Origin of the sequence: Micromonospora sp. CPCC 206061, assembly GCF_036906915.1 — a bacterium.
Taxonomy (GTDB): Bacteria; Actinomycetota; Actinomycetes; order Mycobacteriales; family Micromonosporaceae; genus Phytohabitans.
This window is the reverse complement of the sequence record NZ_JBAKHX010000139.1, coordinates 1-11,647: the sequence shown is the minus strand read 5'-3', so window position 1 is coordinate 11,647 and position 11,647 is coordinate 1. Positions and strand designations below refer to the sequence as shown.

Annotated in this window: 12 protein-coding genes; 4 read left to right on the top strand and 8 right to left on the bottom strand. The window is 67.6% G+C overall.

Annotation, left to right across the window (positions count from 1 at the left end; translation table 11 throughout):
- Positions 1–187 precede the first annotated feature (187 nt).
- Both V6V89_RS39955 and V6V89_RS39950 read left to right on the top strand, forming a co-directional pair.
- On the top strand, positions 188–1,582 hold the full coding sequence (locus V6V89_RS39955; RefSeq protein ID WP_334624909.1) for a cellulase family glycosylhydrolase: 1,395 nt from the start codon (positions 188–190) through the stop codon (positions 1,580–1,582).
- A 319-nt stretch (positions 1,583–1,901) separates the two neighbouring features.
- A complete protein-coding gene (locus tag V6V89_RS39950) occupies positions 1,902–2,414 on the top strand; it encodes a tetratricopeptide repeat protein (protein WP_334624908.1) in 513 nt (170 codons plus the stop codon).
- A gap of 44 nt (positions 2,415–2,458) precedes the next feature.
- Here V6V89_RS39950 and V6V89_RS39945 read toward each other — a convergent pair whose 3' ends face one another.
- From V6V89_RS39945 to V6V89_RS39930, 4 genes are all read right to left on the bottom strand, one after another.
- On the bottom strand, positions 2,459–3,091 hold the full coding sequence (locus V6V89_RS39945) for a response regulator transcription factor (RefSeq protein WP_334624907.1): 633 nt from the start codon (positions 3,089–3,091) through the stop codon (positions 2,459–2,461).
- Positions 3,088–4,275, bottom strand: a complete 1,188-nt coding sequence (locus V6V89_RS39940; protein ID WP_334624906.1) for a sensor histidine kinase — start codon at positions 4,273–4,275, stop codon at positions 3,088–3,090. The genes V6V89_RS39945 and V6V89_RS39940 overlap by 4 nt, the downstream gene beginning before the upstream one ends.
- A 5-nt stretch (positions 4,276–4,280) precedes the next feature.
- Positions 4,281–5,462: a DUF418 domain-containing protein gene (locus tag V6V89_RS39935; protein WP_334624905.1), complete on the bottom strand. Its 1,182-nt coding sequence runs from the start codon at positions 5,460–5,462 to the stop codon at positions 4,281–4,283.
- 111 nt (positions 5,463–5,573) lie between these two features.
- Positions 5,574–6,617, bottom strand: a complete 1,044-nt coding sequence (locus V6V89_RS39930; RefSeq protein ID WP_334624904.1) for an AraC family transcriptional regulator — start codon at positions 6,615–6,617, stop codon at positions 5,574–5,576.
- 90 nt (positions 6,618–6,707) lie between these two features.
- On the opposite strand from V6V89_RS39930, the gene V6V89_RS39925 reads away from it, so the two are divergent.
- The gene (locus V6V89_RS39925) at positions 6,708–7,277 is read left to right on the top strand and encodes a hypothetical protein (protein WP_334624903.1); all 570 of its coding nucleotides are present in this window, start codon (positions 6,708–6,710) and stop codon (positions 7,275–7,277) included.
- Positions 7,278–7,977: 700 nt separating this feature from the next.
- Here the strand turns inward: V6V89_RS39925 and V6V89_RS39920 are convergent.
- Positions 7,978–8,565, bottom strand: a complete 588-nt coding sequence (locus V6V89_RS39920) for a hypothetical protein (protein ID WP_334624902.1) — start codon at positions 8,563–8,565, stop codon at positions 7,978–7,980.
- 313 nt (positions 8,566–8,878) lie between these two features.
- Between V6V89_RS39920 and V6V89_RS39915 the strand changes: the two genes are divergently transcribed.
- A complete protein-coding gene (locus V6V89_RS39915; RefSeq protein ID WP_334624901.1) occupies positions 8,879–10,054 on the top strand; it encodes a serine/threonine protein phosphatase in 1,176 nt (391 codons plus the stop codon).
- A 42-nt stretch (positions 10,055–10,096) separates the two neighbouring features.
- Here the strand turns inward: V6V89_RS39915 and V6V89_RS39910 are convergent, their stop codons facing one another.
- From V6V89_RS39910 to V6V89_RS39900, 3 genes are all read right to left on the bottom strand, one after another.
- On the bottom strand, positions 10,097–10,294 hold the full coding sequence (locus V6V89_RS39910) for a dihydrofolate reductase family protein (RefSeq protein WP_334624900.1): 198 nt from the start codon (positions 10,292–10,294) through the stop codon (positions 10,097–10,099).
- 126 nt (positions 10,295–10,420) lie between these two features.
- Positions 10,421–11,092: a hypothetical protein gene (locus V6V89_RS39905; protein ID WP_334624899.1), complete on the bottom strand. Its 672-nt coding sequence runs from the start codon at positions 11,090–11,092 to the stop codon at positions 10,421–10,423.
- 194 nt (positions 11,093–11,286) lie between these two features.
- The coding region (locus tag V6V89_RS39900) for a GNAT family N-acetyltransferase (protein ID WP_334624898.1) at positions 11,287–11,647 on the bottom strand (361 nt) is incomplete at its 5' end.

The window sequence follows — 11,647 nt, the reverse complement described above, 5'->3', positions numbered from 1 at the left end:
AGACGGCCTACCGAACATCGACGCCATCGACGTCCGATAGACCAACCACCCGACCTTCAAGTCTCTCATCAGCACAACATTCATGAGATGGGTCAACGTCATGCCACCCACCCGTATCAACAATCCCTCACCAGCTCGCTCCCGTTCCCGCCGCCGCGTTCTGGTTAGCGTTCTGAGCGCACTGGCCGTGTTGCCGGTCGTCATCGTCGTTGCCAGCGCCACACCGGCCAGCGCGGACACCAGCCAGTTCCGGGGCGTGAACTGGGCCGTGCCGGGCGACAACTTCAAAAAGGTCCCCCTCGTCCTCGACGGGCTGAACCAATCGGACAGCTACGCGACCGTCCGGGCCAAGGCGGACGCCGTCTACAACGGGTTCGCGAGCCAACTCGGCGTCAACACCGTCCGGTTGCCGGTCAACACCCACACCGTCAGTTCGTCGTGGTGGAACGCCTACCGGGGCACCATCGACGCCGCGACCGCCAAAGGTTTCAAAGTCATCCTCGCCTACTGGGAGGACGGAGCGGCGTCCGGCGGCCGGATCACCAACACGGCCGCCTTCAACTCGATGTGGAACACCGTGACCACCCAGTACGGCTCCAACAGCCTGGTCTACTTCGAGCCGATGAACGAACCGCACGGCTACAGCGCGTCGGAGTGGACGAATCTCGCCGCCTCGTGGATCAACGCTCGCCCGTCGATCCCGAAGGACCGGATCCTCGTCGGCGGCACCGGCTACAGCCAGGACATCAGGCCGGTCTGCGCCGACAGCCGCCTCAACGGCACGCTGCTGTCCTACCACCACTACGCATTCTTCTATGGCACGAAGGACTACGCCGGCTGGGTTCAGAGCTTCCGGGAGCGGCTGGGCAACTGCGCCTCGCGTGCGATCCTGACCGAGTTCGGTGCGCCGATGGACACCGGCCTGAACTACAACAACGCGAACAGCACCGACAACTTCGTCCGGTACCTCCGCGCGGACACCGACTCCCTGCGGGACCTCCGCATGGGCTCGGTCTACTGGCCCGCACTAGGTGGCAAGATCACCGCCGGGCAGAATTACGACTGGTACTCCATGTTCGCGCTCAGCGGCAGCGGCACCAACCTGAGCGTGAGGATCCGCAACTCCACCGGCGCCGACCGCCTCAAGCACGGCTGGGGCTCCGACCGGCCGACGACACCTCCGACTACCCCGCCAACGGGGACCGTGCGGTACGAGGCGGAGAGTTCCCCGGCTGTGTGTACGGGCACCATCGACTCGAACTGGTCGGGTTACTCGGGTACCGGATTCTGTAACGGCAACAACACGACCGGAGCGTACGCCCAGTTCACGATCGACGCGGCGAACGCGGGTACGGCCACGTTGGGGATCCGATTCGCCAACGGCACGACCACAGCGCGGCCGGCGAACCTGGTGGTGAACGGGTCAACAGCGCAGAGCGTGTCGTTCGAGAGCACAGGGAACTGGACCGGCTGGACCACGAAGACGGTCGTGGTGCCAGTGAATGCCGGGAGCAACACGATCCAGCTAAATCCGACCACAGCCAACGGTCTACCGAACCTCGACCACCTGGACTTGATGTAAGCGTTTGAGCTGCTTCTTCTCCTGCGGAGTCCGGCGTACCGGTCGATGCTCGCCCACGATCGTCCCCACCGTTCCGTTCGGGGACTGTGGCGCCGAACGCTCGGCGAACGAGCACGACCGGCACGTCGGTTTCTCGACCCCGAGGCCATCGCGGTGGGTGGCCAGTATGCCGGCCTGTCTCATCCGTGGTGGGCCGGTAGTCTCATTGATCTTGAGGTGATCCGTTGAGAGAAATGCTGGATCGGACCTGCGGGTAGGCGCCTGCGGACGAGGCCTGCGATAGGGTGAGTTGATCTTCGTCCGCATGGGGGCTGCAGCAGTGACGACCGAAGTGACGCCCGAACTGGCCGAGGCGATCCAGCGCGGCTACGACCAGCGCGACCGGGCGAACATGGCACCGACGATCGCCTACTTCCAAGCGCTGCTCGCCGAGCACCCTGACCATCCCGTCCTGGTGTACGAGGTGGGTGGCGCCTACGACACGGCGGGCCAGGAGGAAGCCGCCCGCGGGTACTACGAGCGGGCGCTCGCCCTCGGCCTCGACGGCGACGTTCTGCGCCGGTGCCTGTGCCAGTACGCCAGTACCCTGCGGTGGCTGGACGAGCTGGACGAGTCGCTGGCGGTGCTCGAGCGGGCCCACAGGGAGTTCCCCGACTCCGACTCCGTACGCGTCTTCCGCGCCCTGACCCTCAACGAGGCCCAGCGACCAGACGAGGCGGTGGCCGAGTTGCTGACCGTCGTCACCCGGCACGCGGAGGTCACCGACCTCGGGCGGTGGGCGGTCGGGCTGCGCGGCCTCGCCCAATGGCTCGCCGACGGCCGCCCCGAATAGGAAGCATCCACCCCCCACGAGGCCAGCGCCTGTGTCGACTGGGCTTAGAGGATGCCGCGCTGGTGCGCTGCGGAGACAGCGGACGCGCGGTCGGGTACCTCCAGTTTGGCGTAGATGTGCTGGAGGTGGGTTTTGACGGTGGCCTCGCTGATGAACAGCGCCGCCGCCGTCTCGCGGTTCGTCCGGCCCTGGGCGATCAAGGTCAGGACCTCGCGTTCCCGTGTGCTGAGCCTGGTCTCGTTCAGCGGACGGTGGGGACGCACGCGGGATAGCAGCAGGGCGGCGACGGACGGCGACAGCACGGCCTGTCCGCGGGCGGCGGCGCGGACGGCGCGGAACAGTTCTTCGCGTGGCGCGTCTTTGAGCAGGTAGCCGATCGCGCCCGCCTCGACGGCGGGTAGCACGTCGGAGTCGGTGTCGTGCGTGGTGAGCACTAGGACGCGGGCGGTCGGCACGCGTTCCAGCAGCAGGCGGATCAGCGTGCCACCGCTCGGGTCCGGCATCCGCAGGTCGGTCAGCACGACGTCTGGGCGCAGAGCGTCCACCACCGTCAACGCCTCCGCGCCGCTTGCCGCCTCTCCGACGATCTGGAGGTCCGGCTGGGTGCCGAGCATCCCGCGCAGCCCGTCGCGCACCACTGGGTGGTCGTCCACGATCACCAGCCGCAGCGGCGTCACCGCGCCACCTCGATTACCGGCACGGTTACGCTGACTGCTGTCCCGGCGTCCGGTGACGACTCGATGTCCACCGATCCGGACAGGGCGTTGACGCGCTGGCGCAGCGCGGTGAGGCCGAACCCGCCGGTCGGCGTCCCGTCGAAGCCCGTACCGTCGTCGCGGACGTCCAGCACGATCACATCCTCCATATAGGACAGGGTGACGTCTACGCGCCCGGCTCCCGCGTGCCTGCCGACGTTCGACAAGGCCTCCTGGGTGGCACGCAGCAGGGTCACCTCGACCTCCGCGTGCACCGGCAGCGGCGTGCCAGTCACGGTGAACCTGGCGGGCACGTTGTACTGCTCGCTCCACGCGGTCAGGGCCTGCCGCACGGCGTCACAGAGCCGGGCGTCCTGCAAGGGGCCGGGGCGCAGGGCGTCGATCGACCTGCGTACCTCGTCGAGGCTGGTGCGCGCCAGGGTGCGGGCGGTGTCGACCCGGCCGCGGTCCTGAGCCGATGGCAGCTCGCCGATCGCCTCCAGTTGCGTGACAATACCGGTCAGTCCCTGCGCTACGGTGTCGTGTATCTCGCGGGCCAGCCGGGCCCGTTCCTCGGCGATGCCGGTTTCCCTGGCTCGCGTCACCAACAGCTCGTGCAGCCGGGCGTTCTCCGCCGCCATGGCGACCAGTTCGCTGTTGGCCTCCCGCCGCCGGATCGCCTCCCGCTCCATCGTCCGGATCATCGCGCCGATCAGTGCGGCGAGCGGTGTCACGACCCCGAAGCTGATCAGCACGGACCCGGTGTCTACACCGGACGCGATCAGCGTCGGGATGTTCGCCGCCACCGCGCCCGCGTACGCGGGCCACCCCGGCAGTACGACGAATGCCAGCATGTAGCAGGCGGGGATGAACAGCTGGAACGCGTCGCTGCGCAGCAGCAGGACGGTGGTGAACGCGAGTAGGCCCGTGTAGTAGCCGGCCATCGTCCATGACGGATGCTCCCACCAGCGTGGATGCGCCAGGACGAACCACCAGTGCCAAGCCGCGAGCCCGCCAGCGACGGCCAACGTGGCCAGGTTGGGCCCCCACCCGGCCTCGTCGACGACCACCGACACCGCGCACGCGAGCAGCAGCAGCCCGTACGGGGCCAGCGCCCACCACTGATTCCACCGCTGTTCCCGGTGCCGGCCCAGCCGTTCCTCCACCGACGTCACCCTGCTATCTTCCCCGTCCGGTATGTCAACCTGCGCAGCATCACCTCGGCGGGCCCGCGCCACCCCGCACGTCGCAACAGATCCGCGAGCAGCACCGACACCAGCCACGTGCCGAGGGCGACGATCGCGACCCCGGCCGTGCCGAGCGTCGCGCCCAGCCCCAGCGTGTATGGCATCAGCAGGGCCACGAACACCACCGACTGGAACAGGTAGCAGCTGAGCGACCGCTGCCCGCACGCGACGAGCGCTTGGACCACCCTTCCAGGCCGATCGCCGATGCGGATCGCCACCAGTGTGATCACCGCCGCGTACCCCAGGCCACCCGCGATGCCCGTCACCGCGTGCAGCGCCGACGCCGCCCAGAGCACGAGCGGCGACGTCGGCTCCCAAAACCGGCCGACCGCGAGAGCTACCGGCAACCCGCCCACCACTGCCGCCGTCAGACCGATGGCCGCCGTGTGGACCAACAGTGGGCGATGCGCGGACGGGTTGGTGAGAATCGCGCGTCGCGCGGCCCACGTGCCAACCAGGACGGCGCTGCCCACCCCGAGGATGCCGATCGGGGTCATCAGCCATTCCAACGGGTGCAGCAACAGCGCCTTGATCGGGTCGGCCGTCTCGAATGACCAGAAGAACGAGCGCCCGCCGTCCGACGGCATCATGTACGCCGCCCCCTGAAGGACCGCCACGACCACCAGCCACGTAGCGGCGGCGACGAGCAGCTTCCGCTCCGACACCCGGGTCAACGCCACCAGGATGAAACCGACCACGCCGTACTGGCCGAGGATGTCGCCGGGAAACAACAGGACGGCGTGCACGAACCCGAACACGATCAGCCACCGGCTTCGCCGTCGCAGCAGCATCCTGACCTGCGGTTCGGACACACCGGCGGCCATATGCCGTCGGAAGACCTGCACGACGCCGTAGGCGAACAGGCCGGCGAACATCGGGTAAGCCCGGCCGTCGACGAGTGCCACGTCGAGCACGCTGACGATCCGATCCAGTAGGTGCTCCTCGACGATGTGCTGCCTGGTGCCGTACGGGCGGCCGTAGAGGTAGATCACCGAGTTCGCCAACGCGATCAGGGCCAGCATCAGGCCTCGAGCGAGATCTGGCGCGAGTGCCCGTTCCCGCGCGCCGACTGGCCCGACCGCGACGCTTGCTTCCTTAAGCGACATGGGATTCAGCGTGCGGCCACGCGGCTCACCGCGAATCGACCAATCCACCGGCCCCAGCCATCCGCCGCTGCCGCGCGGCTATCCACCGATCGATGGATGGCGGTACCCGCGTTAAAGATCGAGCTGGGACCGCACGCCGATGCCGCGCCGGTACGCCTGCGGGTTGTGCCCGGTCCAGCGTCGCACGGCACGGTGGAAGGAGCTGTATTCGGCGAACCCGAGCAGGGTGGCGATCTCGTGCAGGGTGTACCGGGGGTCGCGGAGGTGCTCCAGCGCCAGCCGGTGCCGCGTGGTTTCGAGCAACTGCTCGAACGAGGTGCCTTCGGCCCGCAGCCGGCGGTAGAGGGTCTGCCGGCTGATCCCGAGTTCCCGACTGGTGGCCTGGGCGGTGGGTGGACCGAGCGGCAGCCGGGTGACGATGTACTCGCGTACCCGTTGGCTGCCGGTGCCGGCGGCCGCGACACGCTCGGCGAGCGTCACGGCGTGCTCGCGCAGCACGGCGAACAGGTAGCTCTGCGCCCGGGGCGGCGGCCGGTCGAGGAACTCGGCGGCGAACGTAATCCGGTCTTCTGCCTGACCGAAGCACACCCGATCGCCGAAGACCGCCGCGTAGGCGGCGGCGTGACCCGGCCGCTCGTGCCGGAAGTCGGCGCGCAGATCGATGTCATCGCCGTCGGCCAGAAGCCGGAGGGTCGTGGCGATCTCGCCGAGCGCCAGTTCGGTGCCCTGTGTGGTGCGCGACGCCACCTCGGTGCGGTGGTAGCGGATCTCGGCCCGGTCGGCCGCGGTCCGCAGTGCCAGCCGCACACCCGTACCGAGCACGTTGCCGTGACGGACCGCCAGGCACAGCGCCTCGCGCAGCGACGGGCTATGCGCCGCCAGATGCCCGATCACGCCGACGTCGCCGTCGGCGGCGCACCGGCCCGCCAGCCGCAGCGCCACCGCGGGATCACCGGTCAGGTCCGGCGCCGCACGTTCGAGCCGGGCCAGCGCGGCGAGCGAGACGTGCGCGTCCCGATCGGCGTACTGGTCGACCGCGAACCCCAGCACCTGCTCGATGGCCACCGGATCAGCCCCGACCGCGACCAGCGAACGGGCGGTGTTCGCTACCACCGCGACGCAGATCGACGCACCCACCTCGACCCTCTCCTCCACCCGCCACCTCCCCCTTGGGTCACCGGACGCCAGGTACCTGCAACGTGAGGCGATGGTAGTGCGGTGGCCGCGGCCGTAGCGTCGCGGCTCATGAAGCCACTGGTCACACTGCGGACCGTCCCCCGTACCGTCGTCGTCGGCGCCTGGTGCGTCGCCGGCTTGCTGGTCATGATGGTCGGCGGGTCGTTCACCGAGGCGCTGTTCAGCCGGGTCGGCTACCCGGGTGCCGGTTGGGGTGGTGTCCCGGTCACCTTCGACCTGGCGGGCAAGCGTGCCGCGCTGGACCAGCTCGCGGCGCAGGGCACGCTGGAGGTGTTCGGTTGGGTCCAGGTCGTCGATGTCACCATCATCGTCGGCACACTGCTCTTCTTCACCGCGCTCAGCGTGCTCGCATACCGTGCTCAGCCGCCCGGCGGCTGGTTGGACCGGCTCGGTCGGCGCACGACGGCCGCGTTCATGCTCGCCCCGACCGCCGACGCCGTCGAGAACCTCACCGCGCTGGTCCTGATCGCCGGGCGGCCCCGACCGCTGACCGTGCTCAGCCTCGCCAACTCACTCGCCACCCTGGCCAAGACCGTCCTGTTCATCGGCGGCTGGGTGGCACTCACCGTGCTGCTGCTGGCCGCCGCGTTGCGGGCGACAGCAACGTGGGCCAGGTAAGGACTACGGCCGAGCCCGGCTCGGCAGATGCGCAGTTGTGCCGAGTTCGTGCGTTCCGAGGTTCGCGGAACCGAGGCAGACACCATTTCGTCTCATGGGTGTGATGACGCGATGTCGGCTTGTCTCGGCGTTCGTGTGGACGTCTGTGACGGCCGTGGCCGCAGCATGTGGTGCCCCCCCGAACCGTCGTCGGCAGGAACAGGTGGAACCTCGGCGGCCGAGCCGAGTACATCGACGCAGGCGAGCGCGAGCGGTGATGTCGCTGCTGTCTGGATTCTCGGGCCGGGGCAGAGCCTTCACAGATTGTCCACGACGTTCACTGCCCTCGTCTCGCGTCTGGGCTGCAACAGCGGGGTCACGGGGCAGGTCCTGGCGCCAGAGATCCACATGGGTGAGTCTGAGGTCGTCGTGACTTTCAGCGTCACCCCGAAGCAACCAGATGCTGCCGATTGCCAGGGCAACGATAAGGTTTCCTACGAGGTCGATCTCGGACAGCCGCTGATGAACAGGGCGCTTGTGGATGGCCAGTGTCTACCTGGCGGGGAGGCGATAACCACATCCTTCTGTGTCCCTGACGCCACGCGCTTCAGACCGTAATGCCCAGCGAGCGTTACGCCTGGCATCGCCTCAACGCACGGACATGCCGCGAGCATCTACGCCTTTCGCGTCGAGTTCAGGCGAGTGGAATTGGAGTGTTGGTTCAAGTCGCCGCCTCCCCAGGCGTCGGGGCCTGCTTGTCTTCGGGCCTTTCGACTAGCCACTTGGCCATTTGCCATTCATAGGGCTCGGACGATTCGCCAAACTTCACACCGAGATCTCTTCGGACGGCCGCGTAAAATCTTCCTCGAGCCTGACCGATTGCGCGCACGGCCTCGTTCCACGTCAAATCACTGGACTGACCGACTGCCAAACGCATGATGCGGAAGGTCTTTTGGTGCCACTCGCGCGCGGCGGCGACGACCGAGTCGTCGCCCAACATTAGCACCGCTTCCCACTTGGTTGTCCGCTCTTCCTCGGCCGCGATCAATTCCAATTCGCTCGCTTCCCCGCCAAACCACACGTCGTTTTCATAGACGCCCCGCTGGGCGGCGAGGCGGACAGCGATCGAGATGACTTTCTTGATGGCGTGTGCGTACTCCGAGTAGGCAACAATCCTCCGCTCGTCCCAACGGACCGATTGTTGGCGGCGCCAGCGGCCGCGTTCTTGCGCGGTCGCGGCAACGTAGGTAGCGACGGCGCCGACGAGCACGCCGACGAGAGCGGGCAACTGGAGCAGGAGAGGACGCATACACTATCCGTTCTCAAGTCGACGGCGAACACCCACCAGCGTCGCGCACGAGCGCAACTATCAGCATTCGTATGGAGCGGGCACCTAGGATCTATCGCCGGCTAGCTCCTAACTGTGGCCATTTCCGAGATGGAACAACGAGGACTCCACTTTCGAGCCCCAGGCCGACCAGACACGCTCGGCTGAGGCTGGTACATGAAGATCCGTCACGCCGATGACGTTGTGACCATGTACTGCCACACGATCCGTGCCCCCTCAGCTAACCCGGGTAGGCTCTCCGAAAGGCTTTGAAGATCATCAAACGGGGGTAAGCGTGAGCGGACTGCCGCGCGACGGCACGGACATGTCGCACCGGGTCCGTTTGCTCAGGTACGGCGACGTGTCCACCGCGCTGGCCCTACTCAGTGATCACCAGCTTGGTCAGCTTGTGGACGCGGCCCCGGCCATCGGATCCGGCGTCGGGGGCACCTCGGCGTTGTTGGACATCGCCGGCGCGCCGGTTTTCGTGAAGCGGATCCCGCTGACCGACCTGGAGCGCGACCCGGACAACGCCATGTCCACCGCAAACCTCTTCGGGCTGCCCACGTTCTGCCAATACGGAGTCTTCCTGCTGCCCAACGGCGGCTTCGGCGCCTGGCGGGAACTCGCCGCGAACACCATGACGACGAACTGGGTGCTCGCCAAGCAGTCCGAGGCGTTTCCACTGATGTATCACTGGCGAGTGCTGCCCGGGGCGGCGCCGCTGGCCGAGGAAATCGCGGACATCGAGGGTGTGGTTGCGTACTGGGACGGCTCGACGGCGGTGCGGCGGCGACTTCACGCCCTCGCCCAGGCATCAGCGAGCGTGGTGCTGTTCCTGGAATACATTCCAGAGAACCTGGCCGCCTGGTTGACCAGCCAACTCGCCGCCGGTCCAGACGCCGTCGCCTCCGCCTGCGCCATGGTGCAGCGAAACCTACAGGCCGACACCGCCTTCATGAACGCCAATGGGTTGCTGCACTTCGATGCCCACTTCCGCAACATCCTGACCGACGGCCGCCGTCTCTACCTCGCCGACCTCGGCCTGGCCACCTCACCCCGGTTCGACCGATCCACCGACGAGCGGGACTTCCTCGCCCTCAACGCGAGCCACGACGCCGGCTACGCCATGAGGGAGCTGCTCAACTGGATAGTCGCCAACGTCGTCGGGATAGCCGGCCCCGCCACCGGGGGACCCGTCGAGCGCTACGACTACATCCGCCGCTGCGCCGCGGGAGCCCGACCCGCCGGCGCTCCCGAGCCGGTCGCGGAGCTGATCAGCCGTTACGCGACCGTCGTGGCCGTCATGAACGACTTCTACTGGAACTTCTTCGGCGAAACCCGAGCGACGCCATACCCAGCCCAGGAGATCACGCAGGCAATGGCCCTGATCCCCGGCTTCGCGCCAGCGCAAGCCCGTTCAGTGTGGTCGAGGCGACGTGCGCGCACGAGGCCACGAACAGCGGGGTGAACTCGGGCGTGCGGAAAACTCGCGGTACGTACGCATGGCCGGCTAGCCGGCGGGTCGGTAGCGTACGCGGGCGGCCGAGGTGGGGTCAGCGTCGTCGAGTCGGTGGAGGCGGACCGGCCGGCCGCCGGGGTTGTGGTACAGCCGGATGCCTTCGCCGAGCAGGATCGGCGCGATGTGTATGTCGATCTCGTCGATCAGTCCCCGTTCGAGCAGATGTGCGCCGATAGAGGGTGAGAACACGCCGAGGTCCTTGCAGGTGAGCGACATGCTCACCGACCAGGTTACGAATAACCGCGGCGTTGGAACGCGAACCGGCCGAGCCAATAACGTTTGCCACAGAGCGGAACACGCCCGAGTGCGATCCGGTCACGTCGCGGCATTGCCGTGGTCGGTCCGCTCGAAATCAATGATTGGCACCGATTTAGCCGGGACACGGTCGATGTCCCAGACCAACACGCACGTTCCGTCGTGCGCCAACGTGGCGGTCGGTTGCGACGCCGAGGTCATCAGCCTGCGACCGTCGTAGGAGATGCCCTCGAAGAAGGCGGGCGGCCGACTGAGCACCAATCGCCCGCGTAGCGCGTCGACGCCGCGTCGGCGGTGTCCGGCCAGAAAGAAAACGTAGTCGCGCGGACGGGTGAAGGTGCTGCGCCAGGTGCACGACCAGGCGAGCCGAAAGCTCTCGCCGGACAGAACTGGGCGCCGGAACCGGATTTCGATGATCTTTAGGTAGGGTTCGTCGACAAGGGCCGACCAGGCCAGCGCCGACCCATCGGTCGGATCGTGAACGCTGATGTTCAGGTCGTGCAGGTCGATCGGCGAGTCGCCGGCCACCGCCTCGCGGAAGCAGTACGAGGGTTGCCCGGCGACGTTGGTTCCCTCGTACTCCAGCTCGAACAATCCGTCCTGCCCCTGGATACGGAAGGTTTGCGTGACCCGTGTGAAGTGATGCACCTCGTCCAGCAGCAGGGGGTGCGGGGTCAGGACCCTGCTCAGCGCTAGCCGGAGGTCGTCAGTGGGTCCGACGCGCACCCGCACGGCCCGCCTGGCCAGGCCGCGCCGCCGCAGCCTACGGGCGACCACCGCCGCAGCGCACCCGACCACGAAAAGCGACACGGCAACGAACCCCGAGACGCCCCGGGCATAAGCGAGACCCACCAGGGATAGGACCAGGGCACCGATCAGGCTGTCGACGACCGCGTTGGAACGCTCCCGCAACCATGCCCCCACGGCTAGGCGCCCGGTTCGAGAGCGGGGACTGGGCGCTCGACCCAGTGGAAGCGGTAGCCGACTCGGAACTCTGCCCGCTCGAAGAAACCCAGGGCAGGGTTGGCTTCCCGGACCAGCGCGCTAAGGTGCCCTACCCCGAGGGCCGCCAGCCGTTGTAGGCAGTCGTCCAACAGGGCCTTGGCCACCCCGTGACGCTGGTGCTCCGGACGCACCGCGATGTTCTCCAGCAGCGCGGAGCCGATAAAGGGGCGGCAGATGAGGAAGCCGAGCATCCCCTCACCGTCGTCCGCGACCGTTAAGCCCGGGTTCCGCAGTTCGTAGTCACACGTGTGCTGGAGTTTAGGGGTTGAGCTGGGCAAACGC

Excerpts from the sequence above, each read along its gene's own strand:
- V6V89_RS39935 (WP_334624905.1), bottom strand. The coding sequence starts at position 5,462 with ATGTCGCTTAAGGAAGCAAGCGTCGCGGTCGGGCCAGTCGGCGCGCGG.
- V6V89_RS39920 (WP_334624902.1), bottom strand. The coding sequence starts at position 8,565 with ATGCGTCCTCTCCTGCTCCAGTTGCCCGCTCTCGTCGGCGTGCTCGTC.
- V6V89_RS39925 (WP_334624903.1), top strand. The coding sequence starts at position 6,708 with ATGAAGCCACTGGTCACACTGCGGACCGTCCCCCGTACCGTCGTCGTC.